At 54.6% G+C, this 18,398-nt stretch carries 12 protein-coding genes; 6 read left to right on the forward strand and 6 right to left on the reverse strand.

Annotation, left to right across the window (positions count from 1 at the left end; all coding sequences use genetic code 11):
• Positions 1–70: 70 nt before the first annotated feature.
• Both FW415_RS07990 and FW415_RS07995 read left to right on the forward strand, forming a co-directional pair.
• Positions 71–2,584 carry a glycoside hydrolase N-terminal domain-containing protein gene (locus FW415_RS07990; protein ID WP_148383742.1) on the forward strand — a complete coding sequence of 838 codons (2,514 nt, stop codon included), beginning with the start codon at positions 71–73 and terminating at the stop codon, positions 2,582–2,584.
• Positions 2,581–3,813 (forward strand): alginate lyase family protein, encoded by a 1,233-nt coding sequence (locus tag FW415_RS07995; protein ID WP_246858972.1) that lies wholly within the window; start codon positions 2,581–2,583, stop codon positions 3,811–3,813. Before FW415_RS07990 ends, FW415_RS07995 begins: the two co-directional genes overlap by 4 nt.
• A gap of 59 nt (positions 3,814–3,872) precedes the next feature.
• Here FW415_RS07995 and FW415_RS08000 read toward each other — a convergent pair whose 3' ends face one another.
• Entirely contained in the window at positions 3,873–4,595 is a 723-nt protein-coding gene (locus FW415_RS08000) for a tetratricopeptide repeat protein (protein ID WP_168208728.1), read from the reverse strand.
• On the reverse strand, positions 4,592–5,173 hold the full coding sequence (locus tag FW415_RS08005) for an RNA polymerase sigma factor (protein WP_148383744.1): 582 nt from the start codon (positions 5,171–5,173) through the stop codon (positions 4,592–4,594). The genes FW415_RS08000 and FW415_RS08005 overlap by 4 nt, the downstream gene beginning before the upstream one ends.
• Before the next feature lie 105 nt (positions 5,174–5,278).
• Between FW415_RS08005 and FW415_RS08010 the strand changes: the two genes are divergently transcribed.
• A complete protein-coding gene (locus FW415_RS08010; RefSeq protein WP_148383745.1) occupies positions 5,279–7,249 on the forward strand; it encodes a PKD domain-containing protein in 1,971 nt (656 codons plus the stop codon).
• A gap of 16 nt (positions 7,250–7,265) precedes the next feature.
• Complete coding sequence (locus tag FW415_RS08015; RefSeq protein WP_148383746.1) at positions 7,266–9,977, forward strand: CHAT domain-containing protein; 2,712 nt, start codon at positions 7,266–7,268, stop codon at positions 9,975–9,977.
• Here FW415_RS08015 and FW415_RS08020 read toward each other — a convergent pair whose 3' ends face one another.
• From FW415_RS08020 to FW415_RS08035, 4 genes are all read right to left on the reverse strand, one after another.
• A complete protein-coding gene (locus FW415_RS08020; protein WP_148383747.1) occupies positions 9,978–10,463 on the reverse strand; it encodes a MarR family winged helix-turn-helix transcriptional regulator in 486 nt (161 codons plus the stop codon).
• 185 nt (positions 10,464–10,648) lie between these two features.
• Positions 10,649–11,821: a mannonate dehydratase gene (gene uxuA / locus FW415_RS08025; RefSeq protein WP_148383748.1), complete on the reverse strand. Its 1,173-nt coding sequence runs from the start codon at positions 11,819–11,821 to the stop codon at positions 10,649–10,651.
• Between the two features lie 138 nt (positions 11,822–11,959).
• Complete coding sequence (locus FW415_RS08030; RefSeq protein WP_148383749.1) at positions 11,960–13,273, reverse strand: glycerate kinase; 1,314 nt, start codon at positions 13,271–13,273, stop codon at positions 11,960–11,962.
• Complete coding sequence (locus FW415_RS08035; RefSeq protein WP_148383750.1) at positions 13,273–13,698, reverse strand: hypothetical protein; 426 nt, start codon at positions 13,696–13,698, stop codon at positions 13,273–13,275. The genes FW415_RS08030 and FW415_RS08035 overlap by 1 nt, the downstream gene beginning before the upstream one ends.
• Before the next feature lie 265 nt (positions 13,699–13,963).
• Here FW415_RS08035 and FW415_RS08040 point away from each other — a divergent pair, with 265 nt between their 5' ends.
• Positions 13,964–17,035 carry an amidohydrolase family protein gene (locus FW415_RS08040; RefSeq protein ID WP_246858973.1) on the forward strand — a complete coding sequence of 1,024 codons (3,072 nt, stop codon included), beginning with the start codon at positions 13,964–13,966 and terminating at the stop codon, positions 17,033–17,035.
• A 22-nt stretch (positions 17,036–17,057) separates the two neighbouring features.
• Positions 17,058–18,359 (forward strand): amidohydrolase family protein, encoded by a 1,302-nt coding sequence (locus FW415_RS08045; protein WP_148383751.1) that lies wholly within the window; start codon positions 17,058–17,060, stop codon positions 18,357–18,359.
• Positions 18,360–18,398 lie beyond the last annotated feature (39 nt).

Genomic DNA, 18,398 nt, shown 5'->3' on the forward strand with positions numbered 1-18,398 from the left:
AAAAAAAGGTAAAATAATGTACAGTTTTATGCAAACGATTGCATAATTTAGTTGTGAGCTAACACACGTTATGAGATCACTGCTGTTTCTGTTTTTTTTATGGGGTACCTGTCTGCCGGCATCAGCACAACTTGAATTGTGGTATCGCCAGCCGGCGGATAACTGGAACGAGGCCCTGCCGCTTGGCAACGGGCGTATCGGCGCCATGGTCTTCGGCAAATTGCAGGAAGAGGAGTTGCAGCTGAACGAAGCTTTTCTTTGGAGCGGCGGCCCGTGGGATGGCAATAATCCCGGCGCCAAAACGGTATTGCCGCTGGTGCGCGAAGCGCTTTGGAAAGGGGAATATATGAAAGCGGATTCGCTGAGCAGGGAGATGATGGGCCCTTATTCCGCGCGTTATCTCACCCTCGGCAGCCTGCTGCTGCGGAATACGGACCATGTACCGCCACCGCAGGCCTACAAGCGTTCGCTGGATATGAAGACGGCGGTGTCTGCCGTATCCTATACTTTGGATGGCGTGACCTTCACCCGCGAGGCCTTCATCAGTTACCCGGCGCAACTGCTGGTGATACGATGGAAGAGCAGCAAGCCCGGCGCACTCTCCTTTCACGCAGGTTTCAGCAACCCGATGCCCAACAGGATCAGCCCGCGAAATGATGTGCATACCGTGATGTACGGGCAATGCCCCGCTTATGTGCCGCATCGCAATTACGATAAAAGAAAGATCGAATATGACAGCAGCAACGGAACACGTTATGAAGTGCATGTACAGGTGCGGTTGAAAGATGGTTCCAGCCATGCGGATGATGAGGGCTTGCAGATCAGCGATGCCACGGAAGCGGTATTGCTTGTCTCCATAGGCACCAGCTTCGCGGGGCCGTTCCGGAACCCGGCCACGGAGGGTAAAGATGCCGGCAGGGAAGCGCTGCGGCATTTGAGCCGCGCGGGCAGCTACGATGCTTTGCTGCGGGCGCATATAAAAGATCATGCCGCACTTTTTGACCGGGTGCAGCTGGACCTCGGCGGAGATACTGCCGCCCGGCAGCCGACGGACGTGCGACTGAAGGAGTACACGCTGGCGGGCGGGAACCGCGATCCCCAGCTCACCACGCTCCTGTACCAGTACGGCCGCTACCTGATGATTGCGGGATCCAGGAAAGGCGGCCCTGCCATGAATTTGCAGGGACTCTGGAACGATCAGCTGCAGCCGCCATGGGGCTCCAATTACACCACGAACATCAATACGGAAATGAACTACTGGCCGGCGGAAACGGCCAACCTCGCTGAATGCGCGGAACCCTTATTCCGCTTTATTCACCAACTGGCGCAGCATGGCCGTAAAACAGCAACGGTGAATTATGGCATGAAAGGATGGGTGGCGCATCACAATTCCGATATATGGGCCAAGTCTTCACCAGCCGGGGGCTTCGACTGGCGCGACCCCCAGGGTAACCCGCGCTGGGCCGTCTGGCCGATGGCGGGAGCCTGGCTCTGCCGCCACCTCTGGGAGCATTATACCTGCACCGGCAACCGGAAGTTCCTCGCAGATACCGCCTATCCGCTGATGAAAGGGGCTGCGGAGTTTATGCTGGACTGGCTGGTGAAAGATCCGCAGGGCAGTTGGGTGACCAGCCCTTCCACCTCTCCGGAAAACAATTTCCGCGTGAACGGAAAACGCACCGGCACCGTAAGCATTGCCGCCACAATGGACCTCGCGATCATTCATGACCTGTTCAACCGCACCATACAAGCCGCACAGGTACTCCATACAGACGAAGCCTTCCGCAACCGGATGGCCGCCGTGCTGAAAGATCTTTATCCCTTCCGCACCGGCCGGTACGGCCAGCTGCAGGAATGGTCGCAGGACTGGGATGATCCGGAAGATGAACACCGGCATCTCTCTCATCTCTACGGATTATTCCCCGGCAACAGCATCACCCCGCGCAGGGAACCAGCACTATCAGCAGCGGCTAAACGAAGTTTGCTGTTGCGCGGCGATGGCGGCACCGGCTGGTCCAAAGCCTGGAAGATCAACTGGTGGGCCAGGCTGGAGGATGGGGACCATGCCTACAAAATGCTGAACCAGCAGCTTTTTCTCGCTACCATGAACACCAATGGCGGCGGAGGTTCTTACCTGAACCTTCTCGATGCGCACCCGCCTTTCCAGATAGATGGCAACTTCGGCGTTACCTCCGGCATCACGGAAATGCTGCTGCAAAGTCATGATGGCGTTATACACCTGCTGCCCGCTTTACCTTCCGCCTGGCCGGAGGGCAGCGTGAAAGGGCTTAAAGCAAAAGGCGGTTATGAAGTAGATATCGACTGGAAGGATGGCAAGCTGACCAAAGCGGTGATCCGCTCGGCATTATACAATGGCGGTGATGATGTGTTCCGCACAAATGTACCGGTACGCATAACAACGCCTGCCGGAGCAGGGAAAATTGGCAGGCCTTATCGTGATCATGGCTTCTCCGTAAACAGGGAGGTCAGCGACAGCAGCCGGTTACCGGAGCTGCCATTAAAGAAAGTGTACGATTACCCGGTTGCTGTGGCGAAGGGAGTATATGAAATCATTGCAGAATGAAAGTATGGTCTACGATAAAGCGCTTGCCCGCATGGCTGCTGCCTGTTACCGCCACGATGCTGATGGCTGCGGAACCCGCCCCTGCGACATATCCACCGCAGGCGCGCATGCATGCAACTTCCGATCTGCGGCGGAATGACGACTGGCTGCAAAAAGCGCTTACCGCCAGGAAGGCCGACATCGGCACCAAAGCAGCATGGGCCATGCAACAGGCGCCTGTTACCATCACGGCCTCCCGCTGTGAGCGCAGCGCGGGCGGATTACATGATTTTTATTCTGAAGGTGATTACTGGTGGCCTGATCCTGCGCATCCGGACAGTCCATACGTGCAGCGCGACGGGCAGACCAATCCGCAGAACTTCGTGGCGCACCGCCAGGCCATGGTGCGGTTCAGCAGGATAACCGGGGCGCTGGCCGCAGCATATGTCGCCGGAGGCGATAAAAAATATCTGCATCACGCACTGGCGCATGTTAACGCCTGGTTCGTGCATCCCGCTACCCGTATGAACCCTCACCTGCTGTACGCACAGGCGATCAAAGGAAGGGTAACGGGCCGGGGCATCGGCATCATCGATACGATACATCTGCTGGAAATTGTACAGGCATTGCGCATCATGGAGAAAGCCGGCATCGTTCCGCCGCGGGAGCTGGAAGCGATAAAAGACTGGTTCCGTGCGTATCTCGAATGGATGACAACACATCCTTACGGCCTGGCGGAAATGAATGCCGCCAACAACCACGGCACCTGCTGGGTGATGCAGGTAGCGGCTTTTGCGGCCTTCCTGCAGGATAGGGAATGGACGGATTTTTGCGCCCGCCGCTACAAGGAAGTGCTGCTGCCGAAACAGATGGCGGAGGATGGCAGCTTTCCGCTGGAGCTGCGCCGTACAAAACCATATGGCTATGCGCTTTTCAACCTGGACGCGATGGCGGCTATCTGCCAGATACTGGGTTTGTGGGACTATACAGGGGCTGAAGGGAAGTCCATACAAAAAGGCATGCAGTGGATGTATCCCTATGTGGAAGATAAAGGGAAATGGCCTTTTGCAAAAGATGTGATGTATTGGGAAGAGTGGCCGGTAGCACATCCGTTCCTGCTGTTTGGAGCGGCAGCGTATGGCAATAACGATTATTTCAGGTTATGGCAGCGGCTGGATCATGATCCGCAGGTGGAAGAAGTATTGAGGAATCTGCCGGTACGCAATCCTGAAATATGGATGATCAATTAAGGATATACTGTAGACGTGGAATATGATAAGGCCGGTCTCGTCTGAGCCGGCATCTTTTTTTACAATTCCTCCGCCAGGCGTTGGGCCCTTTCATAAGTATCCCCTGCTTCGGCCGGGATCTTGTCCAGCCAGTTGCGGCACTGATCTTTTTTATCTTCCCTGAAATAGCTCAGGGCAATGTAAAAGGCTGCGTCATATTTGAATACGGATTCGCCGTTGTAGATGATCTCCAGGTCTGCCCGGGCGTAATCATGTTTTTTGTTCTCCAGGTAAGCGAGGCCGCGGTAATAGATGGCAAAAGCATCTTCCGGATGATGTTCGATGACTTTATTCAGATCATCGATAGCCTGCTGGTAGCGGCCGCTGTTGAAATGCACGGATGCGCTTTGCAGCAGGGGATCAGATTCTCCCCCGCGTTCCGCCGGGGACACCATTTCCTGCACACCGAACTGGCGGTACACATCCTGCTGCCAGGGGCTCCAGAATAACACGACGGCAATGACGGCTGCAATGGACGCAGCGGCGATATAATAACGGCGCAATGGCACTCTTTTCGCTTCCCGGAAGTGCTGGCGTTGCTGCTGAAGGGTCTGTTGCAGCGCTTCCCGCTGCGGATCATCCTGCAGGGACTGGCGCAGGGAATCCTGTACTTCCGCGTATTGCTGTACAGCATCCCGCAACGCCGGCTCCACCAGCATCCGGGTTTCAAATGCCGTTCTGGCTTCGCCGGACATTTCTCCGGAGAGATAACGCTCTATCAGTTCATAATCGATGTCGTTCATGTCAATCCCCATTTTGAAAGGTTTTCTTTAATAGCGGCAACCAGCGAAGCCATGCATTCGGATTTCTTTTTACGCAGATACCCGTATGTTACACCCAGCGCTGCGGCGATCTCCTCCTGCGGCTTGTCTGTCAGCGACAGTGTGATGATCTCTTTGCAGCGCTCGCCCATCTGTTCCAGCATGGTCCGGAATAACCGTGCCTTTTCATTGTCGGCCCAAGTCTTTTCCGCATCCCGGAAGCTGTCTTCGCCTATATCAAATTGCTCATCGATGTCTTTTGTTACCCCCTGCCGGCCTTTTTTCTTCAGTTCATTGAGCCACTTGCGTTTGCACACCATCAGCAGGAACGGTTCGAAAGGGCAGGTCAGCTGCAGCCCCTTGTATTTCGCCTGGTTGTAAATATCAACCAGTGATTCCTGGAAAATATCTGCCGCATCATCCGCTGTACCGTTGTTTTGCAGGATGTAATATTTCACTTTGCCGGCAAAGCGCTGATATATCTCGGCCACCGTCTGCGTGTCGTTTTTCAGCAGGGCCTGAACGTAATGTTGATCTGCGTGGATATTGTGGGTGGACATACAGGTTTAAAGATATTAAAATCCGGGGTAACAAATGGAGCGCTTTGTTTATCATCTTGTTGTAAAAAGATATATATTCAGTGAATATATCCTAAATACCTTTTTATGTTGAGAAAAATATGGGCAGGTTGTTTGTGGATGATCAGCCTCCACGCTGCAGCACAACAGCGTCCGGCTCCGGATACGATTCCCGCTGTGATAAATATAGCACAAGAAGAGAACAGGGCTGCACTGAAGGCGGAATTGCGCCCCCTGCGCCAGATTGCCGGAGCGCCGGAGGCATTTTACTCCTACTACTGGGAATTTGGCGATGGTACGTTCAGCTTCGCTCCGCAACCGGAGCATCACTATAAGGATACCGGTACTTACGATATCCGCTTGTATGCCACCAATAATTATGATGATGGCAAAGCGCCCAAAAGCAAGCCCCGGCGCATCAAAGTGAAAAAGACGCTGTATGCCGCAACGGAACAGCCCTCTTCCTTTTTTGCCGCATCGGATATGCTGGCCATGAAGATCAACCGGATGCCGAAACCGGGGGAGGAGATCGTTACGATCGTCGGTTACCGCCATCCCGGCGGAGCGGGGAGCATGAGCGGATCGCTGCTGCTCTTCTATAACGAGAAACAGTTCTCCAGCAAGAATTTCGCGCTGCTGGAAGAACGCGCGCATTACAATGAAAGAAAATTCAAAGCCGATTCCGTACTGGCCATGGCGCCTTCGGATGAACTGTATCTGCCGCTGGCCGGTCCAAATGCCGATCCCTGGATAGATCCGGTGCGGAAGACCGCTGTGTCCGCATTGCTGGCGGAAAAGAAGGCCCTGTTCCGGGAACAGCATGCCTGGCGGGTGGAAAACCTCAACGCAGGCGAAGAGAAATTTCTCTTCCTCTCGCTGGAAACCACACCGGAAATGATAAAGGATACCAACGCGGTAGTGACTATCAGCGGCATGTTCATACCGGATGATCCGCTGCTGCCATTATCCCGGTACGACCTGGAAATGCAGATCGTCGCCTCCCACGATCCCAACCGGATACAGCTCAGGAACCGCAGGATGAACTATCGCTTTGTCAGCAAACAGCGGGAGCTTTCCTACAAAGTGCAGTTTCAGAACACCGGTAAAGGTCCCGCCAGCAAAGTAGCTATTGGCATTGCCGTACCCGGGATGCTGAACGGCCAGTCGCTTGAGGTTACCGACTATTCTCCGCGCTGTGTCATGTGCGATTCCGCTTATGAGCGCCAAAGCTGCCTGGATACGATCGTGCGGCAGGACAGTATCTTTTTTGTCTTCAATAACATCTATCTGAAAGGCGTAAAGCAGGAAGGCGTGGCGGACCCTGATTCCACAAAAGGATTTATCAAATACAAGGTGCGCTTCGGCGAAGAGCTGAAGAAATTGCCGTTCTCCACCCAGGCGGCTATTGTGTTTGACAGCAATGAACCGGTGATCACCAATCGCTCCAGGGGGTATTTCAAACCCGGCTTGTCCCCGGGCCTGATCATCGGGTATGGAAAAGGATTTGCCAAAACGGAGCTGCCCCTGGGCATACCGGCCGGCACCGTGGGGGTAAGCGTATCCGCCTACGCACCCTATAAGCCTTACTTTCAGGCGGAATTGTATCTCGGTGTGCCGCAACGGCGGGAATCGCTGACGGATTTTTCGCGCGATCAGCGGGATACCGCCATCGATGGAGCAAGATACATCGTACAGTCGCGGGAGTTATACGAAAAGGTCACACGGTTGAGTATGGACGTGGTGCCGCTGCAGCTGCGCTATAATGTGAAAAGCTGGCTGGGCCTGGGTGCAGGCATGATGGCGAGTGTGCTGGTGTCGGAGAAAGTGGAAGAAAGAAAGGTCATCACCGCGCAACCCATTCCGGATACTAACCCGCCGCGGCAGTTCGAGAGCCTGGAGAAAGGGCGCAGCGACAACTTCATTTCCTGGGACGGCGCTTTATTTGCCGATGTGAACCTCGGCATGGTCCGTGCAGGCCCTTCGCTGGGCTTGCGTTTGATACAATATTTCAAGGAGCCGCAGCAGCGGCTGTTCATCTATGGCATCTGGAGATTTTAGCTATCTTTAAGATGGCATGATCCATACCTGTAAAGCATTATTTATCCTGCTGTTATGCCTGCCTGCATTTGTGCATGCGGACCGTATAGCAACCAACAAGACCGCTGCACCGCAAACGGACAGCATGGCCATGCCCGCAGCGTTGCTGCAGCGGCTGGATACGCTGCGGAAGGAAGATAATTTGGAAGAATGGATCTTCGTTAATCTCGACTATGCCGCTGAAGAGCCGGTAACCCGTTTGCCTTTCCTGATGAGCCTTCAGCAGCGCGCCTGGCGTACGCCGGAAAACGGATTTGAAAGGGCTGCCTGGCTGGATATGCTCACCTATCAGGGCTATTATCAACTCTACACCGGCAATATACTGCCCTCTATCACCGCGTATGAAGCAGCGTACCGGTACTATAATGAATCACCCATAACGGAAACGGATGTGCTGGAATATATCCTCAAACCGCTCGGTAACAACTACACCCGGCTTGGGGACTATGAGCGCGCATCTTTTATCCATTCAAAGATGATCGCCATCGCGCAGGAGCGGAATGATGTGCGGCAGGTCGCCGCGGCATATGGCAACCTGGCCGTAGCGGAGCAAATGCGGGAGCAGTACGGAGAAGCGCTGCAGCACGCCTTTAAAGGACTGGTGCATGCACAGGTGCCGGGGCTTTTGCATTCCACCATCGCGGACGTATATCTGCAGATGGGAAAAACAGACAGCGCGGCGCTGCATGCTGCATCGGCAGTACGTCTGCTGAAGCGGGGAAAGGGAGAGAATGCCGGCTACTGGCTTGCGTCCGCCTTGCAGGTATCCGGTGATATTGCGTATAGTCAGCAACGTTATCGAGCCGCTGATGTGTATTTCCGGAAAGCATCGGCGGTGATGGACAAATATTATCCCGGTGCCAGAAACAGGGAGAAGGCAAGACTGCTGGTAAAGATGGGCCGTAACGACCTGCGTTACAAAACATCCACCCCGCATTTTGACAAGGCCATCGCCCTGCTTGTGCCCGGTGTTGGCGGCTGGCCGCGCGAAAACCAGCTGTACGGGGAATTCACGCTCGCTGATGCGCTGGAAGGAAAGGCGGACGCCGCCCTGCTGATGCGGGAAGACACGGCTTTGAAGAACGTAACCGTTCCCCGGCTGGAAGATGCGCTGAAAGGGTATATGCTGATCTTTTCCGTGGAACAGCGCCTGCGCCGCGAGTTTTTCAGCCGGACTACACGCCTGCTGCATCAGCGCCACAGCCGTGCTTTATCAGAGAAAGCCATGAACGTTGCCTACCGTTTGTGGGAGCGCACCGGCGACGCCAAATACACCGGCCTGATGCTGGAGATCATGGAACGCAGCAAGGCGCAGGTATTGCTGGAAGAGCTGCAATCCAACATGCAGAACAGCCGCCTGACCCTGAAGGATACTTTGCTGGACAAACAGCGCCGGCTGCAGCAGGCCATTGCGTATTACGACCGGGAACTGGCTTTGCAGGACGATGCGAATGCCCGCAAACAAAGCGCTGCACTGGCATATGAACTTTCTCTCGTACAGGAGCAATTGAAAGAAAAATACCCCGCTTATTTCGGGAAAGATGCACAGGCAAAGCCTTTCCGCCCGGAAGACCTCCCGGAAGGCCTCATCGCCAAAAGCTTTTTCTCCGGTGACGAACATCTGTATATCATCGACCTGCAACGCAGTGGTATACGCTCCGTCAGAAGGCTTGCCGGTGGTGCGGAAAAACAGGCGGCGCTGCGGTCTTTCGTCGAACGCTATTTCCATAACGGCCCGCAGGCCATGCAGAATGATCCCCGCGCATACTATCACGATGCGTACCGGATCTTCAGCTGGTTATGGAACGATACCGTCGCCGCAAAGCAGTACCTGCTGGTGCCTGACGGCAGGCTGGGATATATCCCTTTCGATGCCCTGCCGACCGATAGTATATATCGCCGGGATGTGGCGCAATGGCCCTTCCTGCTAAAAAAAGCGGCAACCGGTCTGGCATATTCACTGCAAACCTGGTGGCAGCAACAACAGCAGGTGAGCACAGCACAGGGAATTACCGGGTTCTTTATTTCCAAAGCGGCCGGAGGCACGGAGTTGCCGGCTGTTGCACAGGAATATGAAGCCGTACAACGCCGGATGAAAGGCCGGTATTTCCGCAACGAAGCGGCCACGCTGGCAGTGTTCCGGGAGCAGCTGGGCAATGGCGGCATCCTGCATCTCAGCACGCATGCCGCTTTGCTGGGTGATCAGCAGTTGCCGGCTATTCAGCTGGCGGACGGGCCATTCTTCCTGTTCGAATTGTATGCCCGGCGGTTTCACCCCGGCCTGATCATGCTGAGCGCCTGCAGAACAGGGCAGGGCATGCTTGCGGAAGGGGAAGGGATCATCAGCCTTGCCAGGGAGTTCACGGCATCAGGCGCTACAGGTATCGTAGCCGGACTATGGAATGTGCATGATGCCGCAGCAGCCAAACTTACGGGTGACTTTTACGAACAGCTGCCGGACGCAGAAAGCCCCATGATGGCGCTGCATCAGGCAAAGCTCGAATGGCTGGGAAATAAAGACACGAAGCAACAGTTAAAGCTGCCTTATTATTGGGCGGCGCTGACCTATATCGGTCATCATCATGCGGTAGCGGTGGAAAAGCCCGGCGGCGGCAGGGCCTGGTATTGGTTTGTGCTCTTGACAGTTGCAGGTCTTGTAATGCTGTATGTCCGGATCAGGCGTAAATAGTTACTTCCCGATGGACTGCGGGTGGATCTCTTCCACCAGGCGGAACAGGATATCCCGCAACACCTCCGTATCCTGCTCTCCGATGATCCCTGTATAATATTGCTGGATCTCTTCCACCCGTTCGTAGGCATCGATCAGGAGCTGCTTGCCTTTATCCGTCAGGCAGATCACCGTAGCGCGGTTATCCGTTTCATGTTTACGGGTATAGATGAAGCCCGTTGCCACAAGGTTTTTCACCACCTTGCTCATCGCCTGCTTGGTGATCCTGGCTTTTTTCGCGAGCTCGTTATTGATGGTGCCCTCGGGGGAAATATTGGCCAGCAGCACCATGTCCCCGATCTTGAAATCCTTGTAGCCCGCAAGCTGCAGTTTTTCTGTCAGGCGGGCATCGATATCCTTTTTAACAAGACTTAATAACCTGATGAGCAATCGCGGCCTGTTGCCCAGCACTTCGTGGAATTTTTTATCTAGCGCTGTATCTGTCATAATTGAATTGGTTTGTAAATATGCTGACCGCTCTAAAATAGCCCTTTTGTCATGGAAATTTATGCTTTTTTGCTTGTATGGTCAGTTTGGATGTCTGTTTTGACGGTGTTGAAAAGCCCGGCGCGGCTGCGTCGGGCTTCATGTATAGCTTTATCCGGGCCAAGGCATTACGACAGCTCCCGCCGCTACTTGCCTGTAGATTTTGCGATTCCCATTTCCAGCCCGCGCAATTCCGCCAGTCCGCGTAAACGCCCGATGGCGCTGTAGCCGGGGTTCGTTTTTTTGTGGAGGTCGTCCAGCATCTGATGGCCGTGATCGGGGCGCATGGGAATGGATATATTTCGTTTATTCATTACCGTTAGAATGCTCTTCACCACAGCAAACATATCTACATCACCTTCCAGGTGGTTGGCTTCATAGAAGTTGCCCAGGGCATCGCGTTTGGTGGCGCGGAGGTGAATGAAATGGATGTGATCGCCGAGGCGTTCCACCATACCGGGCAGGTCGTTATCTTCCCTTACACCGTAAGAGCCGGTGCAGAAGCAAAGGCCGTTTGCGGGTGAGGGGGCGGTCGCCAGCAGTTCGCGGGCATCCTGTTCGGTGCTGACCACTCTGGGCAGGCCAAGAATGGGGAAGGGGGGATCATCCGGGTGGATAGCCAGTTTTATGCCCACTTCTTCTGCTACCGGCACGATCTGCTGCAGGAAATAGAAGAGGTGCAGTTTCAGTTTGATGGCGTCGATATCCTTGTATTTGTCCAGCGCAGCCTGGAACTGTTCCAGCGTGAAGCTTTCTTCGGAGCCGGGCAAGCCGGCGATGATATTTCTTTGCAGCAGCACTTTCTCTTCATCCGTCATACTATCGAATTGCTCTTTGGCGCGGGATATCTCTGCTTCAGGATAGTCATTTTCCGCACCCGGTCTTTGCAGCATGAAGAGGTCGAATGCCATGAACTGCGCTTTGTCGAACCGCAATGCCTTTGAGCCGTCTTCCACGGTGTAGGCAAGGTCTGTACGCGTCCAGTCCAGCACCGGCATGAAGTTGTACGTTACGGTATAAATGCCGCAGGCAGCGAGGTTGCGCAGGCTTTGCTGATAATTTTTGATATAATCCTTGAACCTGCCGGTCTGCGTTTTGATATCCTCGTGTACCGGCACACTTTCCACGACAGACCAGGTAAGGCCCGCGGCTTCGATCTCCTGTTTGCGTTGCAGGATGTCCTCTTTCGTCCACACCACACCGTTAGGGACATGATGCAGTGCGGTAACGATCCCCGTTGCACCGGCCTGCCGGATGTCTGACAGGCTTACCGGGTCTTTTGGACCGAACCAGCGCCAGGTCTGCTCCATTCTCATCATACTTGGAAATTTTAAATTGTCCCCAAAAATAGAATCAAAACCCAGATATGCAAACATCTTCCCGGAAAATTATAAGTGTCAGGATATTTGCGCCGGGAGCCGCTGTGCTTCGGGAATGCGGTGGAGCGTCAGCGTATTTTATGCTGTGGGGGCCTGTATCAGCATGACCATTAAATCCATCACATTGGTGTTGGTAGGGCCGGTTTTGAGGTGCGTACCCGTTTTTTCAAAGAAATGATAGGCATCGTTACGCTCCAGGTAGGGCAAAGGATCTGGTGCGGAGGCCATGATCCCGGCATTGACGACAGCCCCTGCTGAATCTGTAGGCCCGTCGATACCATCCGTTCCGGCGGAAAGGAAAGTGATATGGGGCATATCTCTGAGCGCGATGCCTGCCGCCAGTGCGAGTTCCTGGTTGCGACCGCCCAGTCCGCTGCCTTTCACGATCACGGTGCTTTCTCCCCCGGCCAGCAGGCAGGCGGGATAAGGGCCCTGGTAATCCATGGCCTGTTGCGCGAGCGAGGCGCCCAGCGCGCGGGCATCGCCGGTAGCGGAATCGGTCAGTATCCGGGTATGGTAACCCAGTGCTGCTGCATGGTCTTTGGCGGCTTCCAGCGCCAGGGTATTGCTGGCCGCCATCGTGTAACAGGAATGCGCACACGCCGGATCACCGGGTTTGAGCGTCTCCGGAATGGCGCCCGTCAGTCCCTGTTCCAGGTGTTGCCGCAGGCCTTCAGGCAGATCGGCCGTCAACCGGTATTTTTCCAGGATACCCCAGGCTTCCGCGAAAGTGGACGGATCGGGAACGGTGGGGCCGGAACCGATCACGGCCGGATCGTTGCCGGTGACATCGGACAGGATGATAGTGAATACGCGGACGGGATAGGCATGCCGCAGCAGCTGCCCGCCCTTTACCTGTGAGAGATGTTTGCGCACGGTGTTCATCTCCCGGATGTCCGCGCCGCTTTTCAGCAGCGCGTCAAATAACTGCCGGACCTCCGCCAGGGAAGAGCCGGGCGGAACATCGGCCATCAGGGAAGAAGCGCCGCCGGATAAAAGGAAAAGGATAATGGTTTCCCCGGATGAAGTTGCGCCCTCTGCCGGAAGGCCGGCGCTGAACTTTGTTCCGGCGACCAATTCCAGCAACATGGCGGTAGCCCGGAGACTGTCATCATCCGGCACCGGATGCGAGGCCTGTATCTGCCGGACCTTTTGCAGGGGAAGCGGCGGCTGCCGGTTGGTGATCACCAGTCCGCCCATGATCTTTTCTCCCCGGATGCGCTCGGCTTCCAGCGCCATGGCCGCAGCGGCTTTTCCCGCGCCGGTCACTATAATGCGCGCATGCTCCGGGATAAGCCCGGATTCCAGGCTGTTGCGCATGAATTGCTGCGGCTGCACCGCAGCAACAGCATGCCGGAATATTGCTGCAGCGTGCTGTATCGGTAATTCCATCAGGGTTGACTGGCTTTACGGGCTTCTTTTTTATCCTGTTTGCGGTCCATTTTTTCCTCCAGTTGTGCCTTCTTCTTCATTTCCCAATCATTCCATTTTTTATACTGGGTGGGGGAGAGCACGCTTTTGAAGCGGTCGTTGCGTTCGGAATTGAGCGTCTGTTCAGCCTGCATCTGTTCGCGCGGGCTCAGTTTGGGGTTCTTGCGGGCTTCATCGCGGCGGCGGGCTATATCCTCGTTGATCTCGTATATCTTTTTGCTCTGCTCTTTCGTAAGGTCCAGTTCCCGGTAGAGCTTGTCGCTCAGCTTGTCCGCCTTTCCGGCAGCGTCCCATCGGGCTTTCTTCGGCTTTACGGCAACATCCTGCGCCTGCAGGCTGAATGCTGCGAATAGCAGGAAGAGCATCATCCATGTCTTTTTTTCCATAACAATCAGATTATTGGTTTTCCATTGGCCTCACTACCACTCACCGGGTTCGCCCGTTGCCGGGAACTTTGTCCGGCGCATCCTTTGCCGCAAGTATCATACCGCTCGTAAAATTTATACGAAAATAGTATATGATGCGATCAATGTTTTGGTAAATTTAACACTTGTTGCCGGAATGCCGGTAAACCAGATCTAAATCCAAATCTAAACCTGGTAGGGCTGAGAAAAACATTGGCCGCCAATATCTAATTCAAAAAAACCGAACATGAGATCAAAATCGTTGATGCAACGCTGTCTGTTCCGGATAACGCGTTTGCAGGCCCGGGCCTGCGGTGTTATCGGACTATTGCTGGCAGGAATGGGCGTTTCCGCCCAGGAAACCTGGCCGGTCAATGGCGTAGCGAACCCGCGCGAAGGCTGTTATGCCTTCACCCATGCCACCCTGGTAAAAGATGCACAGACCACACTTTCCAATGCCACCCTGGTGATCCGTGACGGCAGGATCACTGCAGCCGGCACAGGCGCAGCTATCCCGAAAGATGCCGTGGTGATCGATTGTACCGGCAAATATATTTATCCTTCCTTCCTGGATATTTACAGCGACTACGGGATGCCTTCCACTCCCCCGCGGACCTTCGGCGGAAGAAACAGCTCCGGCCCTCAGTTCCTTTCCGCCACCAAAGGCGCCTATAACTGGAATCAGGCCATCAAAAGCGAAGTGAATGCCGTGCAGCTTTTCGGCGCAGATGAAAATAAAGCCAAAACCCTCCGCGAACAGGGCTTCGGGACCGTGCTTACGCATCAGGCCGATGGTATCGCCCGCGGCACCGGCGCACTGGTGAGCCTGGCTGCGGAAAGAGAGAACAAAACAGTGCTGCGCGACAGGGTTTCGGCACATTATTCCTTTGACAAAGGTTCTTCCTCGCAGGACTATCCCAGTTCGCTCATGGGCACCATCGCATTACTGCGTCAGCAATACCTGGATGCGCAGTGGTACAAATCAAAACCCGCTGAGGAAGGACTGAACATCAGCCTGCAGGCCTGGAACGACAATCAGCAATACGTACAGGTCTTTGAAGCCAATGATAAATGGAACGCCCTGCGGGCGGACAAGATCGGAGATGAATTTGGCGTGCAGTATGTGATCAAGGGCAATGGCACCGAATACCAGCGCCTGGCTGAAATGGCCGCCACGAAAGCGGCCTTCATCCTGCCGCTGAACTTTCCCGCAGCGATGGATGTGGAAGACCCCAACGATGCCCGTTTCGTAGCGCTGGCCGATATGAAACACTGGGAAATGGCTCCTTCAGCCCCTGCCGCTTTTGAAAAGGCCAATATCCCTTTCTGCCTGACGGCAGCGGACCTCCGCGATACCAAACAATTCCTCACCAACCTGCGCAAAGCGCTGGAATATGGCCTGAGCGAAGAAAAAGCCCTGGAAGCGCTGACCCAAACGCCGGCCACATTGCTGAAAGTCTACAATGAAGTAGGCAGCCTCGATGCCGGCAAACTCGCCAACTTCCTCATCACCTCCGGCCCGGTATTCGAAAAACAAACCGTTTTTTACCAGAACTGGGTGCAGGGGAACCCCTATATCCTGAAAAGAGAAGGCTGGACGGACCTGAGAGGCTCGTATAATATCGTGGTCTCCGCGCCCGGCAGTTCCACTACTTATCCGGTAGAAGTAAAAGGGACGCCAACCGCACTTTCCCTTGTTAATAAAGACACGATTGCCGGTAAAATAGAAGTATCCGGACAATTGATCACACTGGTGATCAATCTGACGAAAGATAACAAGCAACAGGTACGCCTCAGCGGCGTGATCAGCCAGGCGCCGGGAACGGTGCCGTGCTGGGAAGGTTCGGGGCTGGACCGTAACGGCAAGCCTGTTAACTGGAAAGCCGCCTTCGTCAAAGCGTTTGAGCCGAAAGCGGACAGCGCCAAAAAGGAAACAACACCGGATATCGGTAACATGTATTATCCTTTCTCCGGTTACGGCTATGAAAAGTTGCCGGCACAGGAAGACCTTCTTATCCGTAATGCCACGGTATGGACCAATGAGCAGGAAGGTAAACTGGAAGGAACGGACGTACTGGTGCGCAACGGCAGGATCGCGCAGATAGGCAAAGGCCTCTCCGCCGGTAAAGCCCGGGTGATAGACGGTACGGGCAAGCACCTGACACCCGGCCTGCTGGATGAACATTCGCATATCGCCATTTCCCGCGGTGTGAATGAAGGTACCCAGTCGGTCACCTCCGAAGTACGTATTGCCGATGTGATCAATCCGGATGATGTGAATATCTACCGACAGTTGAGCGGCGGCGTTACCGCCTCCCATCTGCTGCACGGCTCTGCCAATACCATCGGCGGCCAGTCACAGCTCATCAAGTTGCGTTGGGGCGCCAATGCAGAGCAGCTGAAATTCGGGAACCAGGATGGCTTCATCAAGTTTGCACTGGGAGAGAACGTGAAGCAATCCAACTGGGGAGATCGCCAGCGGGTGCGTTTCCCGCAAACCCGCATGGGCGTTGAGCAGGTATTGGTAGATGCATTTACCCGCGCAAAGGATTACGAAAAAGCCGGCAGCAACAAGCGCCGTGACCTGGAGCTGGAGGCGCTCGTGGAAATACTGAATAAAAAACGTTTCATCACCTGTCACTCCTATGTGCAAAGCGAGATCAATATGCTCCTGAAAGTGGGGGACCGTTTCGGCTTCACCGTTAATACCTTCACCCATATCCTGGAAGGGTACAAGGTGGCGGACAAGATGAAAGCGCATGGGGCCGGAGCATCCACGTTCGCGGACTGGTGGGCCTATAAAATGGAAGTGATAGACGCCATCCCGCAGAACGCTTCCATCATGCAACGTGTAGGCCTTACCGTAGCCATCAATTCGGATGACGCGGAAATGGCGCGCCGCCTGAACCAGGAAGCGGCAAAAAGTGTAAAATATGGTGGAATGAATGAAGAAGATGCTTTGAAGATGGTGACCCTCAACCCTGCAAAACTCCTGCATGTGGCGGACCGCATCGGCAGCATCAAAACCGGCAAGGATGCAGACATCGTGCTATGGAGCGATCATCCGCTCAGCATCTATGCCAAAGCGGAAAAAACGATCGTGGACGGTATCGTATATTTCGATATGGAAAAAGATATGGAGCTGCGGACCCGCATCGCCGCGGAACGCAACCGGCTCATGGATAAAATGCTCGGGGAGAAGAAAAAAGGCGCTCCCACCCAAAAACCTGTTCCAAGCCGCGAGGAGATCTATCATTGTGAAGACCTGCAGGGCGGTCATCAGCATCATATCCTGCACGACGTAGAACAGGAAGGATAATAACCAGCAAAATCGCATCAACATGAAAAAACTCATTTTATATATACTCGGTTTCACCGCCTGCAGCATCCGTCTCTCCGCCCAGGAAACCATCTACCCGGCAAAGCCGCAGGAGGGCAGGACCTATCTGCGTAATGCCACCATTCACATCGGGAACGGTCAGGTGATCAGCAATGGGATCATCGCTTTCGAGAAAGGCAGGATCATTGCCGTGGGCAGCGATGTACCGGTGCCGCAAGGCGACGTGAAGGTCTTCGATCTGAAAGGGGAGCATGTGTACCCCGGCCTCATCGTACCGGAAAGTAACCTTGGTCTCACTGAAGTAGAAGCCGTGCGTTCCACGAACGATTACAACGAGGTGGGAGAGATCAACCCCTCCGTCCGCTCCATCATTTCCTACAATACGGATTCCAAAGTGATCGCGACACTGCGCTCCAATGGCATTCTGCTGGCGCAGGTAGTGCCGCAGGGCGGCCTGCTGAGCGGCAGTTCTTCCGTGGTGCAGCTTGATGCATGGAACTGGGAAGATGCGGCGTACAAGACCGATAACGGCATCCATTTCAATATGCCCCGTCTCATGGCCAGGGGCAATCCATTCGGTGCTTCTGCCGCCGGTCCCGCCAGCGATGCGGTAAAAGCCGCGATGGAAAGGATCGCGGAGGTAAAGGAATTTTTCCGGGAAGCCAGGGCGTACCTTGCCGAAAGCAGTCACAAGACCACCAACCTGAAATATGAGGCCGTAAAAGGATTGTTCGACAACTCGCAGAAACTTTTCATTCACTGCGACCTGGTGAAGGAAATGCTGGTGGCAGCGGATATTGCCCGGGAGTTCAGCTTTGACGTGGTGATCGTTGGCGGCACCGATGCCTGGATGATCACGGACCTGCTGAAGCAGCAGAACATCCCCGTCATCCTCAATCAGCCGCACAGCCTGCCCGTTATGCAGGATGATGATGTGGACCAACCCTACAAAACCGCAGCCATGCTGCAGAAAGCCGGCATATTGTTCTGCATCGGCAACGAGGGTTTCTGGCAGCAGCGCAACCTGCCGTTCAATGCCGGCACTGCCGGCGCTTACGGTCTGGGCAAAGAGGAAGCTTTGAGCGCCATTACACTGAATGCGGCGAAAATACTCGGCATCGCGGATAAAACGGGCTCGCTGGAAGTGGGGAAAGACGCGAACATCGTGGTAAGTACCGGCGATATACTGGATATGCGGTCCAGCGTGATCACCCGCGCGTTTATCCAGGGGCGCAGCGTTAGCCTGGAAGACAAGCACAAGCAGCTGTACGAACGATACAAATACAAATATGATCTGAACTGATAACCTGTTGTAAACGAGACCATAGCGGGGCTGTATCCA

The organism is Chitinophaga sp. XS-30 (genome assembly GCF_008086345.1).
GTDB lineage: Bacteria > Bacteroidota > Bacteroidia > Chitinophagales > Chitinophagaceae > Chitinophaga.

Bases quoted from the DNA above. Each gene is read 5' to 3' on its own strand.
- FW415_RS08020 (WP_148383747.1), bottom strand. From the start codon at position 10,463: ATGACAGATACAGCGCTAGATAAAAAATTCCACGAAGTGCTGGGCAAC.
- FW415_RS08030 (WP_148383749.1), bottom strand. From the start codon at position 13,273: ATGGAATTACCGATACAGCACGCTGCAGCAATATTCCGGCATGCTGTT.
- FW415_RS08045 (WP_148383751.1), top strand. From the start codon at position 17,058: ATGAAAAAACTCATTTTATATATACTCGGTTTCACCGCCTGCAGCATC.
- uxuA (WP_148383748.1), bottom strand. From the start codon at position 11,821: ATGATGAGAATGGAGCAGACCTGGCGCTGGTTCGGTCCAAAAGACCCG.
- FW415_RS08015 (WP_148383746.1), top strand. From the start codon at position 7,266: ATGATCCATACCTGTAAAGCATTATTTATCCTGCTGTTATGCCTGCCT.
- FW415_RS08000 (WP_168208728.1), bottom strand. From the start codon at position 4,595: ATGAACGACATCGATTATGAACTGATAGAGCGTTATCTCTCCGGAGAA.
- FW415_RS08010 (WP_148383745.1), top strand. From the start codon at position 5,279: ATGTTGAGAAAAATATGGGCAGGTTGTTTGTGGATGATCAGCCTCCAC.
- FW415_RS07995 (WP_246858972.1), top strand. From the start codon at position 2,581: ATGAAAGTATGGTCTACGATAAAGCGCTTGCCCGCATGGCTGCTGCCT.
- FW415_RS07990 (WP_148383742.1), top strand. From the start codon at position 71: ATGAGATCACTGCTGTTTCTGTTTTTTTTATGGGGTACCTGTCTGCCG.
- FW415_RS08040 (WP_246858973.1), top strand. From the start codon at position 13,964: ATGAGATCAAAATCGTTGATGCAACGCTGTCTGTTCCGGATAACGCGT.
- FW415_RS08005 (WP_148383744.1), bottom strand. From the start codon at position 5,173: ATGTCCACCCACAATATCCACGCAGATCAACATTACGTTCAGGCCCTG.
- FW415_RS08035 (WP_148383750.1), bottom strand. From the start codon at position 13,698: ATGGAAAAAAAGACATGGATGATGCTCTTCCTGCTATTCGCAGCATTC.